Raw genomic sequence first — 20,312 nt, 5'->3', positions numbered from 1 at the left:
TGTGGCGCCGCTAGACCGGGGTGACGCCGTGCCGGCGTCGGGAGAAGTGCCGCTCCTTGCCCCGGGCGGCGGCGAACCGGCGGACGAGTTCCGTCCGCAGTTCGTGCGGCTCGACGATCGCGTCCACCACCAGCTCGCTGGCGAGGCGGACGATGTCGATGTCCCGCTCGTACGCCTCGCGCTTCTCCGCGACGAACGCGGCGCGCTCGTCCGGGTCCGCGATGGCGGCGATCTTGTTGGCGTAGACGGCGTTGACGGCGGCCTCCGCCCCCATGACCGCGATCTTGGCGGTGGGCAGGGCGATGGTGGCGTCCGGCTCGAACCCCGGGCCGGCCATTGCGTAGAGACCCGCGCCGTACGCCTTACGGACCACCACGCAGATCTTCGGCACGGTCGCCTCGGAGATGGCGGTGATCATCTTGGCCCCGTGCCGGATGATGCCCTGCTTCTCCACCGCCGTACCCACCATGAAGCCGGGCACGTCGGAGAGGAACAGCAGCGGCACGTTGAAGGCGTCGCAGAGCTGCACGAACCGGGTCGCCTTGTCTGCCGAGTCGACGAAGAGCACGCCACCCTTGAACATCGAGTTGTTGCCGACCACGCCGACGACCTCGCCGTTCAGCCGGCCGAACCCGATGGTCAGCTCCTTGGCCCAGAGCGCCTGGATCTCGAAGAAGCTACCGTCGTCGAGCAGGCCCTTGACGTACCGGCGCATGTCGAACGCCTGCCGCTCGCTGGCCGGTACCAGGGCGGCCAGGTCCGCCTTCTCCGGTGCCGGTACGGCCTCGGCGACCGGCGGCTGCTGGGTCCAGTTGGCCGGCAGGTAGGACAGGTAGCGCCGGACCACGTCGAGCGCCTCGGCCTCGGTCTTGCAGAGGAAGTGCCCGACGCCGGACTCGGCGCAGTGCACCTTCGCCCCGCCCATCGCCTCCAGGGTGGTCTTCTCGCCGGTCACCATCTCGACCATCCGGTCCGAGCCGAGGTACATGCTGGCGTTGCCGTCCACCATGGCCACCACGTCGCAGAACGCCGGAATGTACGCCCCACCGGCGGCGCTCGGCCCGAACAACGCGCAGACCTGCGGGATCGAACCGGAGGCGCGTACCTGGTTCCAGAAGATCTTGCCGGCGCCCCGCCGGCCGGGAAAGAGGTCGACCTGGTCGGTGATCCGCGCCCCGGCCGAGTCGACCAGGTAGACCATCGGCACACCGGTCGCGTACGCCCGCTCGATGATCCGGATGATCTTTTCGACGGTACGGGCGCCCCAACTGCCGGCCTTGACCGTGGAGTCGTTCGCCATCAGGCAGACCTGCCGGCCGTCGATGGTGGCGGTACCGGTGACCACGCCGTCGGCGGGGAGACCCTCGGCCATCGCGTTGGCGTAGAGGCCGTCCTCGACGAAGGAACCCTCGTCGACCAGCAGCGCCACCCGTTCCCGGGCGAACAGCTTGCCCTTGGCGGCGTTCGCCGCGTGGTACCTGTCCGCACCACCGGCCTTGGCGCGCTTGCGCAGCTGCTCCAGTGCCTCACCGTCGAGCGTCACGCCGACTCCCTCGTCGCGTGCCGGACAAACCGGCCTACCGACCTGAACGATCGTTAGGCTAGCGTATCGTCCCATCCTCCGGCGAGCCGCACCGCCGCCCCCAATCGACCGCCGCCCGACGAGCGGAGTGTCGGCAAGGCCGAGGGCCGGCCCCGGTAACGGAACCGGCCCTCAGGACCGCCAGCATCGGATCAGGCAGGCAGCGGAGTGAGCCGGGTACGCGGCCCGGCCCGCAGCACACCCGAGGGGAGCTTCCTGCCGACCAGCTCCTCGGCCAGTTCCGCAGCTTCGATCAGGGCAGCAAGGTCGATGCCGGTGTCGATGCCTATGTCGTGCAGCATGTGCACCGCCTCCTCGGTGGCCAGGTTGCCGCTGGCCCCCGGTGCGTACGGGCAGCCGCCCAGGCCACCGACGCTGGCGTCGAACTCGGTGACCCCCAACTCCAGCGCGGTCAGCATGTTCGCCAGGGCGGTACCCCGGGTGTTGTGGAAGTGCAGCAGGACCGGAACGTGCGCATTCCGGTCCCGTACCGCAGTGAGCAGCTCGCGGACCCGCCGGGGCGTACCCATGCCGGTGGTGTCGCCGAACGCGACCCGGTCGGCGCCGTCGCGGACCACGCGGTCGACGATGCCGGCGACCCGCTGTGGGTCGACGTCCCCCTCGTAGGGGCAGCCGAAGCTGGTCGCCACGATCACCTCGGCGGTGGCCCCGGCACCGTGCAGCAGGTCGATCAGCTCGGCGATGTCGTCCAGCGACTCGTCCGTGGACCGGTTGACGTTGCGCCGGTTGTGGGTGTCGCTGGCCGACACCACCACCTCGATCTCGGCGAAGCCGGCAGCGAGGGCACGCTGGGCACCCCGGGTGTTCGGCACGAGTGCCGAGTAGCGCACCCCGTCGGCCTTCGAGGCCCGCTGCCACACCTCGTCGGCGTCGGCCATCTGCGGGATGGCCTTCGGGTGCACGAACGAGACGGCCTCGATCCGTCGCGCGCCGGTACGCGACAACGCGTCGATCAGCCGCACCTTGGCGTCGGTCGGGATGGGCTCCTCGTTCTGGAGCCCGTCCCGTGGTCCGACCTCGCGGATGGAGACGAAGTCCGGCAGTTCCGCCATAAGGGGTCACCTCACTGTGACGGTCTTACGTGATGGGTCCCTCCAGCATTCCACCACGCCTGCCCCGTCCCGGCTCCTGTCTCTCGCCTCCCGCTGGAGCACGCCCCGTCCCTGGGTCGATCATGAAGTTGTTGTCACTCCTGCCGGCGTGTCGTGACAACAACTTCATGATCGACGGGGACAGCGCGGCAGCGGGACGGCAGGTCAGCGCGGCAGCGGGACGGCAGGTCAGCGCGGCAGCGGGACGGCGGGTCAGCGGGGCAGCGGGACGGCGGGTCAGCGCATCCGGGTGACGATGCCGGTGTCGTAGTCGCCGGAGACGAACTCGGCGTTCTCCAGCAACTCGGCGAAGAACGGCAGGTTGCACTTCGGACCGGCAACCTCGAACTGCGCGACGGCGACGCGGGCCCGGTCGATCGCCTCGGCGCGGGTGGGCGCAGAGATGATCAACTTGGCCATCAGGCTGTCGTAGAACGGGGTGACGGTGTTGCCCGCGACGTAGCCGGAGTCGACGCGTACGCCCTCGCCGGTCGGCTCCACCCACGTCCCGATGACACCCGGACCGGGCAGGAACCGCTTCGGGTCCTCGGCGTTGATCCGCAACTCGATCGCATGCCCCCGCGGAGCGAGCGCGTCCGGGTCGAAGGTGGGCGCCAGCCCGGACGCCACCCGCAGCTGCTCCTCGACCAGGTCCACCCCGTAGACCAGCTCGGTCACCGGGTGCTCCACCTGGAGTCGGGTGTTCATCTCCAGGAAGAAGAACTCGTCCGCCGCACCGTCGGAGTCCCGGTCACCCGGGACCAGCAGGCACTCGACGGTACCGGCGTTGCGGTAGCCGACGGCCTCGCCCGCGCGTACCGCCGCCGCGAGGAACCGCTCCCGCAGCTCCGGGGAGACCGCCGGGGACGGCGACTCCTCGACCAGCTTCTGGTTGCGCCGCTGCACCGAGCACTCCCGCTCACCGAGCGCCACCACCCGACCGTCGGCCAGGCCGAGGATCTGCACCTCGACGTGCCGTACCCGGGGGAAGTACCGCTCGATCAGCACGGAGCCGTCGCCGAACATCCGCTCCGCGAACGAGCGGACCTTGTCGTACTCGGTGCGCAGCGCCGCCTCGTCGTTGGCCACGGCCATGCCCATGCCACCGCCACCGGCGGCGGCCTTGACCATCACCGGGTAGCCGATCCCGCCCGCCGCAGCCACCGCCGCCTCCACGTCGGCGGCCGGGTCGGGGCTGCCCGGTGCCACCGGCACGCCGGCCTCCGCCATCAGGTTCCGCGCATTGATCTTGTCGCCCATCGCGGTGATCGCGTCTGCCGGAGGCCCGACCCAGATCAGGCCGTTGGCCTCGACGGTACGGGCGAAGTCGGCGTTCTCCGACAGGAAGCCGTAGCCGGGGTGGATCGCCTGCACACCGGTCGACTTGGCAGCGGCGAGGATCGCGTCGACGTTGCGGTAGCTCAGGGCCGGGTTGGCCGGGCCGACGCAGACCGCCTCGTCCGCCTCGGTGACGAAGGGCAGTCCGGCGTCCGCCTCGGAGTGCACCGCGACCGTGCGGATTCCGAGCCGTCGGGCGGTACGGATGATCCGGCGGGCGATCTCGCCCCGGTTGGCGACGAGCAACGACTCGATCATGGTTCCCTCTCTGCGTATCCGGCCGGCGGAACGGATCCGGCCGTCGGAACGGGGCGGCGAATCAGGACAGGCGCGGTGGAGAAAGGCGCGGGGTGATCACTGACCGGGGTCGGCGAGCAGCGCGGTGAGCGTGGCGGTACGCAGCAGCCGGGCCCGCCGGGCCTGGTCGACCTCACCCCCGAGGAACGGGGTGGAGTTCATCAGACCGAACGCCGCGTGCGCCAGCACCCGGCCCTCACGAGCGGGCAGCCCCGGGTGCAGGGCGGTGAGCACCGCCACCCACTCCTCCACGTAGAGCCGCTGCAACCGGCGGATCTGCCGGCGCGGTTCCTCCGGCAACCGGTCCAGCTCGTGCAGGTGCAGGGCGATCACCGCCGGGTTGGCCAGCGCGAAGTCGACGTGGAAGTCGATCAGCGACTCCAGTGCGGTACGCGGGTCCGCCGGATGCGCGGCCACCCGCTCACGGCCACCGGCGAGCAGTCCCTCGCTCACCGGGATGAGCGCGGCGACCAGCATCGCCTCCTTGCCGGCGAAGTGGTGGTACAACGCCGGCCCGGTGACCCCGGCCGCCGCACCGATGTCGTCCATCGACACACCGTGGTAACCACGGGCGGCGAAGAGCCCGACCGCGATCTCCAGGATCTCGTCGCGGCGTGACCGCCGTCGGCCGGTCCCCACCGGCCCTTTCGCCGCCGTCCCCGTCGCCTGCTGCTCCACCGTCACCCGGTCAGCCTAATCCGCTGTCAATCGTCGCCCCCACCAGCGGTTTGCCGCCCACTTCCCACACCGTTCCCATCGACGTCACGGCCCCGGCCACTGGCAGCCGGGGCGGCCCGGTCCCCCCGCCACTGACAGCCGGGGCGGCCTGTCCCCGCCGGTGGCAGCCCGGGCGGCACCGGGTCAGTCGCCGTCGGCCAGGCGGTACTCGTCGCGCAGCGCCTCCGCCTCGGCCGTCCGTCCCAGTCCGGTCAGGGCCCGGGCGAGCAGCCAGGCCGCCCTGGGTACCGCGCCGGACGTCTTCGGCAGCGCCCCCAACGCGCGGCGCAGCACGGGCTCCGCCTCGGCCGGCCGGTCCAGCCGCAGCAGCAGCTCACCGGTGAGCAGTTCCACCTGCAACGCCTCACCGAACGCATCGATCGCCCGCAGTTGCCCGGCCACCCCGGCCAGCCGGTCCAGTGCCTCACCCGGCCGGTCGGCGCCGAGCAGTACGCGGGCCGCCGCGTCGGCGAGCATCGCCAGCTCCCAGAGCACCGCCGGCTGTTCGACGGTGGCTGCGGGGAGCGCGGCGGCGACCTGGTCGGCCCGGTCGACGGCAGCCAACGCCTGGGTCACGTCACCGGACCAGAGCAGCGCCGCCGCCTCCCGCCGCCGCGACCGCAACTCGTCCACCGACAGACCGGCCAACTGGTACGCGGTCGCCGCAGCGGCGAACCGCTGTGCCGCCAGAACGTCCCGGTCTCGGTCGTACAGCACTCCGCCGGCCTCCTCAAGCACCTGTGCCCGCCCCGGTAGGTTGTCCGGCCCGTCGAGGTTCTCGGCCAGCTGGTCGAGCAGTGCCAGGGCCGGCTGGTCCTCGTCGAGCGCGAGATAGATGTTGGCCAGCAGATGCCGGCACTGGTCGGCCTCCGACTGGTGACCGAGCCGGTCCAGCGCGCCGACCGCCTCCTCGGCGACCTCGGCCGCCTCGGCGAGCCGCCCGGCCAGCCGGTACGCGTTGGCCAGCTCCCAGCGGAGGAACGCCGCACCGTCGACGACGCCCCGCTCCACACAGAGCGCGACCGCCTCCACGAAGTCCTCGACCGCCTCGGCGGGCCGGTCCGCCGCCATCAGCAGCCGGCCCCGGGTCAGCCGGACCGGCAACGCCGCCTCGGCCGGCGCCACCCGTAGCGCCTCGTCGCAGGCGTCGACCGCCTCCGCCGGGTCGTCCACCGCCCGCGCGTACGCCAGGCAGGACGCGGTCAGGAACCGGGGCATCGCCAACTCCCGGCTCAGCTCCCGGGCGCGGCGGGCCGCAGCCCGGAACTCGGCCGGCTGGTCGAGCTGTTCGAGGCACTGGGTACGCCGCAGGACGAGAAGTGCGGGCAGGTACGGGTCGTCGCTCGCCTTGGCCGCCTCCTCGGCCCGCCCGACCGCGTCCAGCGCCTCGGCCCAGCGTTCCTGCCGGATCAGGGCGGAGGCCAGCCGGTCGTGGCCACCGGCCCGCTCGACCGGGTCACCGTGCTCGGCCAGGTACTCCGCCGCCGTACGGGCCAGCCGCAGCCCCTCGTCGGACTCCCCGAGGGCACAGCACAGCACCCCGAGCCGACCGGCGACGATCTGCTCCCGGACCGGCTCGCCCAACTCCCGGTAGCGGCGCATCGCCTCCTCGTTGGCGGCCCGGGCCGCCGGCAGTTCCTCCGCACTGTCGAACTCGGCGGCCCGCAGCTCGACCCGGCGTACCCGGACCAGCTCGGGCACCCCGGGGTCGTCGGTGAACCGTTCGTCGTACCGCGCCAGGACGGCGGCCATCTCGTCCAGCCGGTCCGCCCGCCACCGTTGCGCGGCAAGGTCGAGCAGCTCGCCGGCCGTCGCGTCGGCGGGAATCTCGACGGCCGGTCGGGCGACGGAAGCCGGACCACCGGCCGTACCCGCACCGGCCGGGGTGGCCGTGGCTGCCGTCCCGGACGGGGTGGTCGTCGCCGGATCCGTGCCGGACGGAGTGGCCGTCGCCGGGTCCGTCCCGGGCCGGACCGGTGGTTGGCGCCGCAGGCTGGCGGAGAGCGGCAGGTGCGCGCCGACCGGCTCGGCCGTCAGCCGGGCGGCGAGCCGCCGCGACTGGGTGTCCGTACCGTTGCGTTCGTCGAAGCGGGCAGCCAGCCCGGTCGCCAGGTCGGCCAGCTCGACGGCGAGCGCGCCGACCGGTACGTCGGCGGCCGGGCGGTCGGCGTGGGCCCGGCGGTGCACGGTCAGGTCGCCGTGCCCGGCCGCGTCGAGCCGGCGCAGCACCAGGGCCGCCGCACCGGAGAACTCCAGCGCAGCACCCGGCGACGGGGCCCGGTCCAGCCACTCCAGGTGTCGTTCCACGATCTCCAGGCCACGCGCCTCGTTGCCGGTGAGCGCGCAGAACTCCAGGTGCTCACCGATCTGCCCGAGGTCGGCGAGATTGCCCCGGATCCGCCGGTACGCCTGCCGGTGCGCGTCCCGGGCCGCGTCCCGCCGGCCGGTCCGCAGGTACGGCAGGAGCAGGGCGGTGAGGATGCCCTGGGGCTGCTCGGTGCAGGAGAGCCGGCCGGCGAGCACCGGTTCGGCGAGCGCCACCGCCGCCTCGTCCTGCCCGGTGGCGGCGAGGTACCCGGCCTGGGCCGACGGGTCGCAGCCGGCGCAGTCGGAGAGGTCGTCGCGGGGGGTGGTGACCCACCGCCGGTACCACTCGGCCGCCTCCTCGTCGGCGCCGAGGTGCCGGGCGACCCGGTGCCGGTGCTTGTAGACGGTCTGGAGGCTGTGCCCGCCGTCCCGGTAACGCCGTTCCATGTCGTCCAGGACCGCGTACGTGCGGTCCAACGGCACCTCGGGGAAGTCGAGCAGGGCGTTGATCATGTACTTGAAGTGCCACAACAGGTTGCCCGCGTGCCGGGCGTGGTACGGCTGGGGGGCCCGGTCGAAGTCCGCCAGACACCACGAGAAGCTGACGAACGACTTCGCCGGCTCACCGCCGTAGACGTAGGCGGTGGTGGCGAGCATCCGGGCGGCGAAGGCCAGGTGCGCGTCACCCTCGGCGTCGGCCCGGCGGACGAGCTGCTCGACGGCGGCCACCTGGCCCGGCCCGTACGGCATCTCGTAGACCTCGTGCAGCACCCGCCACAGGTCCTCGCTGGTGGTCACGCCTCACTCCCCTGTCCTGGCACCGCCCGGCCGAGCAGGCCGAGGAAGGAACTGTTCAACAACGCGGCGTCGGCCGGCCGGATCGGGTGGTACCCGAGCAGCAGCGCCTGCCCGTACAGCGCCTCGACGGCGAGGCCGGCAAGCTCCGGGTCGCCGAGGGTGGTGACCCGCCGGACCAGCGGGTTGCGGTGGTTGAGCACCAGCTGTGGCCGTTCCGGCGGGCCGGACGCGGCGAGCGCGTCGAGCACCCCGCCCCACAGGTCGTCGGCGCGCTGCCGGGTCTCGGCGAGCTGGTCGTGAAAGAGCGCCGACCGGCTGACCAGGTACAGCGCCGGCAACGACACCGGGTCGAAGGCCCGCAGCACCACCTCGCAACCGAGCCGGTCCAGGACCCGCTGGGCGGCGGTGAGGAACGGCCGCAGAGCCAGCTCGGTCGCCGGGTCGATACTGTCGAACCGGGTGGTCAGGTCACTCGGCTCCAGCCGCTCGATCAGCACCGACCGGTCCACCGTGGGCAGCCGCTCGATCAGCTCGGTGTCGTACGTGTACCCGGCGTTGACCACGGCCAGGTCCTGCGCCGCCGCGACCGCCGCGAGCTGCCGGAACTCGTCGATGCTGGCCGCGTACCGGATCACGCCGTGCCGCTCACGGAACTCGGCGAGCGTCGACTGGCCGGCGTTGGTCTCCATCGGCCACCACTGCTCCACCAGGCGGAGCATCTCGTCGTCGTGCAGTGCCAACGCCTTGACCCCGAGGTGGTGGATCTGGAGGAACTCGGCGAGCCGACGCGGCTCGCCCCCGGCCAACCGGACCAGCCAGCCCCGCAACTGGTCACCCAGGGCCTCCCGGGTGCTCTCCAGCAGGCTGTCCTCGTAGAGTGACTCCCGGCTGGCGGTCGGCCGCAGTTCGCTGGCGTCGACCACGCAGTGCGCGAAGAACGCCCAGTCCGGCAGCAGGCCGTCGGCGCTCTCGGTGAGCAGCATCCGCTTCAGGTAGACCCGGTGACCGGCGCGGGCGGCCGGGTTCACCGGGGCGGGCAGCACGTACGCCACCCCGGTCAGTCCCGCCTCGGGAACCGACAACGGCACCACGTCGAACGGGGTGTAGCCGAGGTGCTCCCGGGCGTACCGGATCAGGTCGTCCCGCCGGGTGGCGGGGGACCGGCCGGCAACGGCCGACCACGGCGGCGGCCCGGCGGTGGTCTCCACGTCACCGACCCGCACGGTGACCGGCAGCAGCGAACCGTAGAGCCGGGCCAGTTCGGTGACGGTCGGTACGGAGAGCCACTGGTCGGCGTCCCGGCGCGGGACCAGGGTCACCGTGGTGCCCGGCTCGATCCGCTGGGCGTCCGGCGCGGCTACCTCGACCGCGTACCGGCCGTCGGAGTGACCGGTCCAGAGCACGGTCGGCTCGTCGGCGTGCCGGGTCACCACCCGGATCTCGTCGGCGACGAGGAAACAGGAGAGCAGCCCGATGCCGAACTGGCCGAGGAACTTGTGCCGGGCGAACCCCAGCTCGTCCCGCTTGGAGCTGCGGCCGATCGTGGCGAGCAGCTCGTGCACCTGCGCCTCGGTCAACCCGATCCCGGTGTCGTGCACCCGCAGCGTGCCGTCGCCGGTCAGCTCCGGCGGCTCGATCCAGACCACCGCAGGTGCGCCCGGGTCGGCGGACCGGCGCGCGGTGATCGCGTCGACGGCGTTCTGCAGCAGTTCACGGACGAAGACCCGTGGGCTGCCGTACAGGTGATGACTGAGCAGGTCGACCACACCACGGAGGTCGACCTGGAAGGTACGGTCCACGCCTGATTGCTCCCCACCTGGAATGCCGGCGCCCACCGTACCGGTAGGGGGCGACGTCCGGGGTACCGGTTTCCGGGGTGGCTCTCAGCCGCCGGCCAGGCCGCCCGGCTGGTCGCCCCGGACGACGGGAGCCCGGACCAGGTTGCCCCATTCCGTCCACGATCCGTCGTAGTTCCGGACCTGCGGATAGCCGAGCAGGTGCCGCAGCACGAACCAGGTGTGGCTGGACCGTTCCCCGATCCGGCAGTACGCGATCACATCGTCGGACGGGTCCAGCCCGAGCTGGTCGGCGTAGATCGCCCGCAGTTCCTCCGCCGACCGGAAGGTACCGTCGTCGTTGGCCGCCGATTTCCACGGCTTGTTGACCGCACCGGGAATGTGCCCGCCACGCAGCGCACCCTCCTGCGGATAGTCCGGCATGTGCAGCATCTCGCCGGTGTACTCACCGGGCGACCGGACGTCGACCAACGGCCGGGCCGCCGCGATGTGTGCCATCACCTGGTCCCGGTACGCCCGGATCGGCGCGTCGTCGCGGACCGGCACGGGATAGTCGGCACGGGGCCGGGCGACCCGTTCCCGGGTCAGCTCCCGCCCCTCGGCGACCCATTTCTGCCGGCCACCGTCGAGCAGCCGCACGTCCGGGTGGCCGAAGAGCGAGAAGACCCAGAGCGCGTACGCCGCCCACCAGTTGAAGTTGTCGCCGTAGAAGACCACCGTGTCGTCCCGCCCGATGCCCTTGGCGGCGCACAGCTCGGCGAACCCGGCCGCGTCGAGGTAGTCCCGGGTCACCTGGTCGTTGAGTTCGAGGTGCCAGTCGACCTTGACCGCACCGGGGATGTGCCCGGTGTCGTAGAGCAGCACGTCCTCGTCGGATTCGACGACGACCAGCCCGTCGGCCCCGAGATGCTCGGCGAGCCATCCGGTGGTGACGAGTCGCTGCGGATCGGCGTACGACTGCAGGGCGGGGGCGGGATCACTCGGCAGTGGCATGATCCCCAAGGTACGCCGGAACCCGCCCCCCGGCCGGTCAGTCGGTGAACGGGGTGAGTACCGGGCGCTTCGCGGTGACGAAGTCACCGGAGGACCGGCCGGTCAGTCGCCGCCTGATCCACGGCGCCAGGTGCCGACCGGCCCAGCGCAGGTCGGCGGCGCGGGCGGACAGCCACGGCGTCGGCTCCGGGTGCGGCGGTACCAGGAGCCACTCCTCGTCGCAGCCGACCCCGAGGGCGTCGAGCACCCGACCGGCGACCCGCCGGTGCCCGGCGGCGGACAGGTGCAGCCGGTCGGCGCTCCACAGCGCCGGGTTGAGGAAGGTGTCGTCGGCGAAGAGGTCGACGAGGATCGCGCCGTGCCGGTCGGCGATCTCCCCGACCGCCCGGTTGAGCAGTTGCACCCGGGGCGCCACCAGGCGCTGCCCGGGCAGCCGGGCCATCACGTCGGCGAACCGGAAGAGCAGCAGGTCCGCGCCGGTACCCCGGAGCCGGCCGACCACCTGGTCGAAGCGTTCCACCAGGGTGTCCGGGTCGAAGCTGCGGCGCAGCACGTCGTTCCCACCGGCGGCGAAACTGATCAGGTCGGGACGCATGGCCAGGGCAGCCGGGACCTGCTCGGCGACGACGCTCGGGAAGAGCCGACCCCGGATCGCCAGGTTCGCGTACCCGAAGTCCGGTCCGGCCCCGGCGGCCAGCCGCGTCGCCACCAGGTCCGCCCAACCCCGGTAGCTGCCGTCCGGGTACGTGTCGTCCATTCCCTCGGTGAAACTGTCACCCACCGCCACGAAGCTGCGCCAGCGCACAGGTGTCCCCCCTGCCGTTCTCCCCGCTTACCGTGCGCCGGCAAGTCTGTCATCCGGTCCGCAACGACGTGCTCCGGTCTGCGTCCCGACGTGACCGGCACCGCTGCAGCCGGCGCCGGTCACGTCGGCCGGATCAGCCCGTGACCTGGATGATCTGCATGTCCTTCAGCGCCGCCGGTTCGGCGGTCTCCGCGAGCTTCCGGCCGTCGGGGGAGATCAGCATCAGCCGGTTGCCGGTGCCGGCCCGTACCCGGGCCAGCAGATTGCCGTCGCTCTGGAAGTACGCCTGGAGCAGCCGGTGCCCACCCAGCGGTAGTCCGATCTCGGCTCCGGTGCGGGTGTCGAGTACGGCGTTGACGGCCAACTCGCGGGCGACGTCGCCGGAGGGTACGTCGGGGCCCCGGCGCAGGAGTGCGATCCGGGTCCCGTCCGGGGAGAGACCGGCCACGTCGAAGCTGTCGTACCGGGCGTCACCACCCAGGTCCGGAATGAAGCGTTGGCCGGTACCGTCCGGGTCGGCGACAACCACCCGGCCGGTGTCCCCGTCCGGGAAGGCCAGGACCCGGCCGTCGGCCGACCAGAGGGGGTGGCAGCCCTTGAGCTTCCCGACCTCGGTGAACGTCCCCGACCCGACGTCGAGGACCCCGGTCCGGTAATCACCCGGGCTGGTCGGGGTGACCAGTGCGACGGCAAGCCGGTCCGAGTCGGGCGCCCAGGTCGGACCCCAGCACTGGCCGTCCACCCCGTCCCGGAGCTTGCGCCGGTCGGTACCGTCCACGTCGGCGAGCCAGAGCGCCGCCTGCTCGTCCACCCAGACGATCCGCCGGCCATCCGGTGAGACCGCGGCGTTGAGCAGCGCCGCCATGCGTGGTAGCTCCAGTAGCCGGGCCGGGGTCGAGCCGGGTCGGAGCGAGTAGACCCGGCCGCGCTCCGCGTCCGTCATCTCCGGTCCCTGACCGTAGAAGAGCTGGCCGAACGGGGCACCGGGCAGATTCGAGGGGCCGCCGCCGGCCGGTACCGACGGGTCGGCCGTCGACGGCACGGGAGCCGGCTGTACCGGAGCGGTGACGGACGGCGTCCCGGCCGGTAGTTGTGGCGCGGCCGTACCGCCGGAACGCAGCACGATCGCGGTACCGGTGGCGGCACCGAGCAGCACCAGCGCGGCGGCGGAGATGGCGACGACCCGCCGGATGCGGAGCCGGTGGGAGGTACGCACGGCCCGGTCACGCAGGTCGACCGAGGTCACCTCGTCGGCCAGGTCGGCCAGGTCGGCACGGAAACGGTCGGGGGTCATCGGGTGCTTCCCTCCAGTACGTACAGCTCGACGATCTCCGGGGCGACGGTGCGGAGCCTGGCCAGGGCCTTCGACGTTTGGCTCTTGACGGTGCCGACGGTCACGCCGAGCAGTTCGGCGGCCTCGGTCTCGCTGCGGTCCTCGTAGAACCGCAGCACCAGGACGGCCCGCTGCCGGGCCGACAGTTTCTGCAACGCGGCCCGGAGGGTGAGCCGGAGGGTGGTCTGCTGGGCGTGGTCCGGGGCCGAGCCGCCTCCGCTCGGCTCGGGCAGGTCGCCGGGCATGGATTCGGCGATCCGGCGACGCCGCCACCAGGAGACCTGGAGGTGGTACATCACCTTGCGGGTGTACGCCTCGGCGTTGCCGCTGTGGTGCAGCCGGCGCCACGACCGGTGGGTACGCGCCAACGCGGACTGCACCAGGTCCTCGGCCAGGTGCTGGTCCCCGGTCAGCAGGTACGCCGACCGCAGTAGTGCGGGGGTTCGGGTCCGTACGAACGAGTCGAACTCAGTCAGGAGAGCATCCACACGAGCCGATCCTTGGGTAATGGTGCGCGACTTCGATGCCTTTCCAGACGTCACCCTGGTCCGGCACGGTTGCCGGTCGATCCGCCGATTTCCGACAGTCGACGTGAAACTCGGCAGTCGGCCGGGAAATTCTGCCGAGCGTCCCGGCCCTGCGGTCGTACGCTGCCCGGATGCTGCTGCGCATGTCCACCCTGTTGCTCCGGACCCTCCGCGAGGACCCGGCGGACGCCGAGGTGCCGAGCCACCGGCTGCTGCTGCGGGCCGGTTACCTGCGCCGGGCCGCACCGGGCGGCTACACCTGGCTGCCGCTGGGGAAGCTCGTGCTGGACCGGGTCGCCGACGTCGTCCGGCAGGAGATGACGGCGATCGGCGACCAGGAGGTGCTCTTCCCGGCGCTCCTGCCGGCCGAGCCCTACCGCACCAGCGGCCGGTGGGTCGAGTACGGCGACGACATCTTCACCCTCGCCGACCGGCGCGGCGCGGAGCACCTGCTCGCCCCGACCCACGAGGAGATGGCCGCCCTGCTGGTGAAGGACCTCTTCACGTCGTACCGGGACTTTCCGGTGACGCTGTTCCAGATCCAGACCAGGTTCCGCGACGAGACCCGTCCCCGGGCCGGGCTGCTGCGCGGACGCGAGTTCCTGATGAAGGACGCGTACTCCTTCGACCTGGACGAGGCGGGTCTCGCCGCCGCGTACGAACGGCACCGCGACGCGTACCGGCGGGTCTTCGACCGGCTCGGCCTGGACCACACGGTCGTCGCCGCCACCTCCGGTGCGATGGGCGGCTCGGTCTCGGAGGAGTTCGTCGCGGCCAGCGAGGTCGGCGAGGACACCTTCGTCGCCTGCACCGGCTGCGACTACGCGGCGAACACCGAAGCGGTGACCACCCCCGCCCCGCCGGCCGGGGACCCGCACGCCGCACCGCCGATGCGGGTGTACGACACCCCGGACACCCCGACCATCGACAGCCTGGTGGAGCTGGCCAACGCCCGCCGGCTCGGGGACCGGACGGGCTGGACCGCCGCCGACACCCTCAAGAACGTGGTGCTGTCCGTCCGGCGGCCCGGCGCCGACGAGCCGGAGCTGCTGGTCGTCGGCGTACCCGGGGACCGCGACGTGGACCTGAAGCGGGTCGGGGCGGCCCTGCATCCGGCCACGGTGACCATGTTCGACGGCTTCGCCGACCGGCCGGAACTGGTGCGCGGGTACATCGGGCCGCAGGTCCTGGCCGGCCTCGGCATCCGGTACCTGGTGGATCCGCGCGTGGTCCCGGGTACCGCCTGGTTGACCGGCGCGAACGAGCCCGGCCGGCACGCCGTCGACGTGGTCTGCGGGCGGGACTTCGTCCCGGACGGCACCGTCGAGGCGGCGGAGGTGCGGGCCGGCGACCCCTGCCCCGCCTGCGCCGCCGGCACCCTGACCATCCGGCGGGGCATCGAGATCGGGCACATCTTCCAGCTCGGACGCCGGTTCACCGACGCGTTCGCGGTCGACGTGCTCGGTCCGGCCGGCAAGCCGGTCCGCCCGACCATGGGCTGCTACGGGATCGGGGTGTCCCGGGCGGTCGCCGCGATCGCCGAGCAGCACCACGACGAGCGGGGACTGGTCTGGCCGGCGCAGGTCGCGCCGTGCGACGTACACCTGGTGGCGGCCGGCAAGGGGCCGCAGGTCGACGCGGCGCTCGACCTCGGCGGGCAGCTCGCCGGCCGGGGCCTGCGGGTGCTGGTCGACGACCGGACCCACGTCTCCGCCGGGGTGAAGTTCACCGATGCCGAGCTGATCGGCATCCCCCGCACCGTCGTGGTCGGCCGCCGCTTCGCCGACGGGTACGTCGAGCTGCGTGACCGGCCCACGGGGGAGCGCGACGAGGTGCCGGTGGATACCCTGGTGGCCCGGCTGACCGGAGCGTGACCGTCGGCTCGACCGGTGGTCGCCGCTGATCTCAGCGACGGCGTCACCGATGGCCCTGGTCGGCTGGCCTGCTCTCTCAGCGGGTGCGGTGCCGGCTGCGCAGTTCGCGGTAGTGCTGCTGGCACTGCTCGTACGACGGCAGCCGGCCGGCCGCCGCGAGTTCCGCCAGCCCGGGGCCGTCGGTGTCCCGGGCGGACCGGACCAGTGGCCGGTCGGCCGGCAACGGCAGGGCGAGGTCGGGGTCCAGCGCGTTCACCACGTGCTCCCGACCCGGGTTGTACCCGGTCGAGCAGAGGTAACAGAGCACGCTGTCGTCGGCGAGGGAGACGAACGCGTGCCCCAGCCCTTCGGAGAGGTAGAGGGCCCGGTGCTCCACCGGGTCCAGCCGTACCGTCTCGTGCCGGCCGAAGGTGGGCGAGCCGACCCGGAGGTCGACGACGACGTCGAGCACGGCCCCCCGGGGACAGTAGACGTACTTCCCCTGACCGGGTGGCACGTCGGCCCAGTGCACGCCCCGCACCACGTCCCGTCGGGAGACACTGTGGTTGGCCTGGGCCACGTCGAGGGTGAAGCCCAGCACGTCGGCGAAGACCGTCGCGTCGTACCAGACCAGGAACGTACCCCGGTCGTCCGGGTACTGCTGGGGTACGAACTCCCAGGCACCTGGTATCGACAGTTCGGTGGCCTTCATGGCCTTCACGGTAGGTGATTCCGCAGGTCGCGCCGGTATCGCAACGCCGACAGGGTGTAACACACCGCTGACGGGGTATCAGAACGGGCATCCGCTCCGGTGTGCTGTGAAAGGGTTCCGATGACTACCTACCGCGTCGCCGACGTGATGACCAAAGAGGTGATCTACCTCCCGGCGGAGACCACTCTGGACGAGGCGGCGATCGCGATGCGGGAGGCCGACATCGGCGACATCGTGGTGACCGAGGGCGCGAGCCTGGTCGGCATGGTCACCGACCGGGACATCGTGGTCCGGGCGGTGGCCGAGCGGAAGGACCCGAGGTCGACCACCATCGGCTCGATCACCACCCGGGAGGTCGTGATGATCGAGCAGCACTCCAACGCTGCAGACGCCGCGAACCTGATGCGGGAGCGGGGGGTACGGCGGGTCCTCGTCTGTGACGCCGAGCGGCAACTCGTCGGCATCATCTCCCTCGGCGACCTGGCCATGTGCCTGGACCCCAACTCCGCGCTGAGCGACATCGCCGAAAAGGCCCCCGCCCGGCAGTAAGGAAGGGCCCCCTGTTAACGCTTTCGGTAGAGCAAGGGCCCCTTATTAACACCGGTAACCTGGGCACATGTCTGCCGACGCCACCATGCCGACGAGGCTCGCCGAGATCGTCGAGGAGTTCGCCGCCGCGCCCCGCGAGGTGGTGCTGGAGATGCTGCTCGAATTCTCCGACGAGATCCCGCCGCTGCCGGCCGAGTTCCCCGACCGGGCGGGCATGGAGCAGGTACCGGAGTGCCAGACCGCCTTCTTCCTGCGCGCCCGGGTGAACCCTGACCGGACGGTCACCACCTGGTTCGACTGCCCGCCCGAGGCACCCACCACCCGGGCCTTCGCCGGCATCCTCGCCGACGGGCTGGCCGATGCGAGCGCCGAGCAGGTACTCGCCGTGCCGGACGATCTCTACCAACGGATGGGTCTGGCTCAGGCGATCAGTCCGCTCCGGGTGCGCGGCGGCAACGCCATCCTGGCCCGGCTGAAGCGACAGGTACGGGAACAGATCACCTGACCTGCGGGTTGTCCCACGTCATGGAGATCGAGATCTACGCTGACGTGGTCTGCCCCTGGTGCTGGATCGGCAAGCGCCGCATGGAGCAGGCGCTGGAGTCGTACAACCACCCGGTGACGGTGCGTTACCGCCCCTTCCAGCTCGACCCCCGACCGGTGGCGCATCCCCAGCCACTGCTGGACGCGCTGGCCGACAAGTTCGGCGGTCCGGACCGGGCCCGCGCGATTGCCGCACAGGTCACCGGGGTGGCTGCCAGCGTCGGGATCACCATGAACTTCGACCGTGCGGTGGCGGCGAACACCTTCGACGCGCACCGGCTGGTCCGGTTCGCGTCAGGGCGCGGCCGGGAAGCCGAACTGGTGGAGGCCCTCTACCGGGCCCACTTCACCGAAGGGGTCGACGTGGGCGACCATGCGGCGCTGGTCACGCTCGCCGTCGGGGTCGGCCTCGACCGCGACGAGACCGCCGCGTTCCTCACGTCGACCGCTGACGCGGCAGAGGTACGCGCCGAACTGGAGGCCGCCCGCGAGCTGGGCGTCAGCAGCGTGCCCACCTTCGTCCTGGCCGGCAGGTACGCGGTGACCGGGGCTCAGGAGCCGGCGACCCTTCGGGCAGCTCTGGACGAGGTGACCCGCCGCGAGACGGGCAGCTGACGGTCTCGCGCGTCTCGCGCGTCCGGCACGGCCTCGCGGTTCAGCCCGGTCTCACGTTCCGGCGTGGTTTCTGCCGTCCGGCATGGTTTCACGTGCAACGGTATCGACCACTGCCGTTCAGTCGACCGGCCTGGCCAGGCCTTCCACCACCTCGGCATTGGGCAGGGCAGCCAACGCCGGTCCGGGCAGGGCAATCTTGCTCTGCCGCAGACCGGACCCGATGATGACGTACGGCGTAGCGATCACCCGCGGATCGACCAGGATCGGCCACTGTTCCGGCAGGCCGATCGGGGTGATCCCGCCGTACTCCATGCCGGTCGACTCGACCGCGTCGGCCATCGGCGCGAAGCTCGCCTTGCGTACGCCCAGGTGCCGGCGGACCACCCCGTTGACGTCGGCACGGGTGGTGGCCAGGACGAGACAGGCCGCGTATCTGATCCCACCCTCGCGCTTCCCCGCCACGATCACGCAGTTCGCCGAGACGTCGAGCCCCACGTCGTACGCAGCGCAGAAGGCTGCCGTGTCGGCGAGATCCGCGTCGATCGGAGCCACCAGCACGTCGTCGACGTCCACCGGTGCATCCGTCGGCCACTGTTCGACCGCTGCCGCCACCGGCTGCGCGAGCAGGTCGAGCCGGCTCCGGGCCGGCTCGGTCTTCAGGGTCCCCATCACGTCTGTGATCCTCGCACCCCGGACCGCCCGCCGCCCATGCCAGCGGCGACGGCACACGGGGGCGGTTGTGCACAGGTGTTAATAAGGGGCCCTTCCTCTACCGAAAGCGTTAAGCGGGGGCCCTTCCTTACCGCACATCCCTACACCAGGGCGCGGGTGTCCCGGGCGGTCGAACGGGCTGCGTCCGGGGTGTCCGACCGCCGCGACTCGACGTCCTCGATGCCGTGCCGGACCGCCAGCCGGATCACGCCGTACAGGAAGACGAAGCCGAACACGTAGAGGAGCACCGTGGCGACGAAGATGAACATGGCGTCACGTTAGGTCCGGACGGTTCCGGGTCGGTGTCATTTCCGGTGCGCTCCCCCGTACGTGTCAGCAAGGTAGTCCGCCCAGGTCCGGCTGCCCCGAGGGGTCGCCGTGGTGGTCAGCCGGCCGGCCCGCAGCGCGCGGCCGAGCTGCCCCGGGGCGGGTACCCGCAGCAGGGGGCGGGTCGAGTGCCGCGCGGCGAGCCACGCCCGGGCCGCCTCGTCGAAGCGGAGTACCTGCGGTCCACCGAACTCCTCCAGGTCGTCGAGGGGACCGGTGGCCAGCCGGGTGACGATCCGCTCGGCGACGTCGCGGGGGTCGACGGGTTGAGCCATGATCGCCGGGTCCCCGATCACCGGTCCGAGCGTGCCGGCCACCCGCAGCATCGTGTCCAGCAGTTGTGGGAACTGGGTGGCCCGCAGGACCGTCCACGGCACCGGCGCGTTGCGGACCACCGCCTCCGCCGCCACCTTGTGCCGGTAGTAGCCGAACGGCACCCGGTCCACGCCGACGATGGAGACGTGGAGCAGGTGTCCGACACCGGCCGAGGTCGCGGCGGTGACGAGGCGGCGGGTCCCGGCGACGTCGACCCGGGCGGTACGGCGGCCGGGGAACGGCACCGAGGCGAGGTGCACCACCGCGTCCACACCGGCCACCGCCCCGGTGATCCCCGCGCCGGTGGCCAGGTCCGCCGTCACCCACTGCAACCCTGATCCGGTACGCGGGCGCCGGCTCATGGCCCGAACCTGGTGCCCCGCGTCGACCAGCCGGGGTACCAGAGCACTGCCCAGTGTGCCGCTCGCTCCGGTCACCAGTACCCGCATCCGACTCTCCCTCCGTACCTGCGTGCCGACCCCCGGCACGCCTGCACCGGATCGGACGGGACAGCGGCAGCGGATGTGACGGTGCGGGCTGATTCGGTCGGGTGCCGCCCTGCCGCCCCCCGTCGCGCGACAGGCCGGCACCCACCGTCTCGCAGGCGTCCCGACAGCGGGCCATCGGGCCGCCCCGTCCCAGCCTGCGGGTTGAAGCGGACTTCAGGTCAAGGGTCGGCGGGTGTCAGGCGGCTTCGAGTGCCTCGCCGAGCCCCTTGGCCAGTCCGGAGAGATGCTGGTCGGCTAGCAGGTGACCGGCGGTGATCACCAGGGCGAGCGGCCACTCGATCACCTGCAACGCCGCCAGCACCCCCAGGCCGGCGTAGTACGCCACCTTGTCGGGCGTCGGCACCGCCACCTCACCCAGCAACGGCACCTCCACCCGGTGGCCGTACCTCCGTACCGCTCTGCCGGGTTCCGTCAGGTGCCGGGTCAGTTCGCTCATCGTGCTCTCTCCCCTCGTGATCCTCCCGGCGCATTCCACGACCGGACCGCACCATGCCCGGCCGACGTCGGAAACTTCCCCGGGTCCCGGGGGCATAACGGGCGGTACGCCGGGAAGCCAGCCGACCCGAGATGCGG

At 72.1% G+C, this 20,312-nt stretch carries 20 protein-coding genes; 5 read left to right on the top strand and 15 right to left on the bottom strand.

What is annotated here, in order from left to right; translation table 11 throughout:
* Window positions 1-10: 10 nt before the first annotated feature.
* Both GSF22_RS00785 and GSF22_RS00780 read right to left on the bottom strand, forming a co-directional pair.
* The gene (locus GSF22_RS00785) at window positions 11-1,543 is read right to left on the bottom strand and encodes an acyl-CoA carboxylase subunit beta (protein WP_208810629.1); all 1,533 of its coding nucleotides are present in this window, start codon (window positions 1,541-1,543) and stop codon (window positions 11-13) included.
* A gap of 191 nt (window positions 1,544-1,734) precedes the next feature.
* The gene (locus tag GSF22_RS00780; protein ID WP_208810682.1) at window positions 1,735-2,646 is read right to left on the bottom strand and encodes a hydroxymethylglutaryl-CoA lyase; all 912 of its coding nucleotides are present in this window, start codon (window positions 2,644-2,646) and stop codon (window positions 1,735-1,737) included.
* Between the two features lie 140 nt (window positions 2,647-2,786).
* Between GSF22_RS00780 and GSF22_RS00775 the strand changes: the two genes are divergently transcribed.
* Window positions 2,787-2,948, top strand: coding sequence for a hypothetical protein (locus tag GSF22_RS00775; protein WP_208810628.1), 162 nt, complete (start codon window positions 2,787-2,789; stop codon window positions 2,946-2,948).
* Here GSF22_RS00775 and GSF22_RS00770 read toward each other — a convergent pair.
* From GSF22_RS00770 to GSF22_RS00735, 8 genes are all read right to left on the bottom strand, one after another.
* Entirely contained in the window at window positions 2,932-4,290 is a 1,359-nt protein-coding gene (locus GSF22_RS00770; protein WP_208810626.1) for an acetyl-CoA carboxylase biotin carboxylase subunit, read from the bottom strand. The two genes, GSF22_RS00775 and GSF22_RS00770, sit on opposite strands and share 17 nt — an antisense overlap.
* A 96-nt stretch (window positions 4,291-4,386) precedes the next feature.
* Complete coding sequence (locus tag GSF22_RS00765) at window positions 4,387-4,968, bottom strand: TetR/AcrR family transcriptional regulator (RefSeq protein ID WP_208810681.1); 582 nt, start codon at window positions 4,966-4,968, stop codon at window positions 4,387-4,389.
* A gap of 222 nt (window positions 4,969-5,190) precedes the next feature.
* Window positions 5,191-8,151 (bottom strand): hypothetical protein, encoded by a 2,961-nt coding sequence (locus GSF22_RS00760; RefSeq protein WP_307803660.1) that lies wholly within the window; start codon window positions 8,149-8,151, stop codon window positions 5,191-5,193.
* A complete protein-coding gene (locus tag GSF22_RS00755) occupies window positions 8,148-9,950 on the bottom strand; it encodes an HSP90 family protein (protein ID WP_208810624.1) in 1,803 nt (600 codons plus the stop codon). Before GSF22_RS00755 ends, GSF22_RS00760 begins: the two co-directional genes overlap by 4 nt.
* Before the next feature lie 84 nt (window positions 9,951-10,034).
* Complete coding sequence (locus tag GSF22_RS00750; protein ID WP_208810622.1) at window positions 10,035-10,940, bottom strand: sulfurtransferase; 906 nt, start codon at window positions 10,938-10,940, stop codon at window positions 10,035-10,037.
* A 37-nt stretch (window positions 10,941-10,977) separates the two neighbouring features.
* Window positions 10,978-11,745: an SGNH/GDSL hydrolase family protein gene (locus GSF22_RS00745; RefSeq protein ID WP_208810621.1), complete on the bottom strand. Its 768-nt coding sequence runs from the start codon at window positions 11,743-11,745 to the stop codon at window positions 10,978-10,980.
* 133 nt (window positions 11,746-11,878) lie between these two features.
* Window positions 11,879-13,039 carry a PD40 domain-containing protein gene (locus tag GSF22_RS00740; RefSeq protein ID WP_208810620.1) on the bottom strand — a complete coding sequence of 387 codons (1,161 nt, stop codon included), beginning with the start codon at window positions 13,037-13,039 and terminating at the stop codon, window positions 11,879-11,881.
* Window positions 13,036-13,566, bottom strand: a complete 531-nt coding sequence (locus tag GSF22_RS00735) for a SigE family RNA polymerase sigma factor (protein WP_208810619.1) — start codon at window positions 13,564-13,566, stop codon at window positions 13,036-13,038. Before GSF22_RS00735 ends, GSF22_RS00740 begins: the two co-directional genes overlap by 4 nt.
* A gap of 170 nt (window positions 13,567-13,736) precedes the next feature.
* Between GSF22_RS00735 and GSF22_RS00730 the strand changes: the two genes are divergently transcribed.
* Window positions 13,737-15,479 (top strand): proline--tRNA ligase, encoded by a 1,743-nt coding sequence (locus GSF22_RS00730; RefSeq protein WP_208810618.1) that lies wholly within the window; start codon window positions 13,737-13,739, stop codon window positions 15,477-15,479.
* 76 nt (window positions 15,480-15,555) lie between these two features.
* On the opposite strand, the gene GSF22_RS00725 is transcribed toward GSF22_RS00730, so the two are convergent.
* Entirely contained in the window at window positions 15,556-16,170 is a 615-nt protein-coding gene (locus GSF22_RS00725; RefSeq protein WP_208810617.1) for a dTDP-4-dehydrorhamnose 3,5-epimerase family protein, read from the bottom strand.
* A 120-nt stretch (window positions 16,171-16,290) separates the two neighbouring features.
* Here GSF22_RS00725 and GSF22_RS00720 point away from each other — a divergent pair, with 120 nt between their 5' ends.
* The 3 genes from GSF22_RS00720 to GSF22_RS00710 all read left to right on the top strand — a co-directional run bounded on the left by GSF22_RS00720 (window position 16,291) and on the right by GSF22_RS00710 (window position 17,877).
* A complete protein-coding gene (locus GSF22_RS00720; RefSeq protein ID WP_208810616.1) occupies window positions 16,291-16,719 on the top strand; it encodes a CBS domain-containing protein in 429 nt (142 codons plus the stop codon).
* Between the two features lie 85 nt (window positions 16,720-16,804).
* A complete protein-coding gene (locus GSF22_RS00715) occupies window positions 16,805-17,224 on the top strand; it encodes a SufE family protein (protein WP_208810678.1) in 420 nt (139 codons plus the stop codon).
* Window positions 17,225-17,244: 20 nt separating this feature from the next.
* The gene (locus GSF22_RS00710) at window positions 17,245-17,877 is read left to right on the top strand and encodes a DsbA family oxidoreductase (RefSeq protein WP_208810615.1); all 633 of its coding nucleotides are present in this window, start codon (window positions 17,245-17,247) and stop codon (window positions 17,875-17,877) included.
* Between the two features lie 117 nt (window positions 17,878-17,994).
* On the opposite strand, the gene GSF22_RS00705 is transcribed toward GSF22_RS00710, so the two are convergent.
* The 4 genes from GSF22_RS00705 to GSF22_RS00690 form a co-directional block, all read right to left on the bottom strand.
* Window positions 17,995-18,546, bottom strand: coding sequence for a YbaK/EbsC family protein (locus GSF22_RS00705; RefSeq protein ID WP_208810677.1), 552 nt, complete (start codon window positions 18,544-18,546; stop codon window positions 17,995-17,997).
* A 143-nt stretch (window positions 18,547-18,689) separates the two neighbouring features.
* On the bottom strand, window positions 18,690-18,857 hold the full coding sequence (locus GSF22_RS00700; RefSeq protein WP_208810614.1) for a hypothetical protein: 168 nt from the start codon (window positions 18,855-18,857) through the stop codon (window positions 18,690-18,692).
* A 36-nt stretch (window positions 18,858-18,893) separates the two neighbouring features.
* A complete protein-coding gene (locus GSF22_RS00695; RefSeq protein ID WP_208810613.1) occupies window positions 18,894-19,679 on the bottom strand; it encodes an SDR family oxidoreductase in 786 nt (261 codons plus the stop codon).
* Window positions 19,680-19,914: 235 nt separating this feature from the next.
* Window positions 19,915-20,175: a hypothetical protein gene (locus GSF22_RS00690; protein ID WP_208810612.1), complete on the bottom strand. Its 261-nt coding sequence runs from the start codon at window positions 20,173-20,175 to the stop codon at window positions 19,915-19,917.
* Between the last annotated feature and the right edge of the window lie 137 nt (window positions 20,176-20,312).

It is taken from the genome of Micromonospora echinofusca, assembly GCF_017614955.1.
GTDB classification, from domain to species: Bacteria; Actinomycetota; Actinomycetes; order Mycobacteriales; family Micromonosporaceae; genus Micromonospora; species Micromonospora echinofusca_A.
Note: the sequence above shows the minus strand (reverse complement) of the source record. Positions and strands in the feature narration are given on the sequence as shown.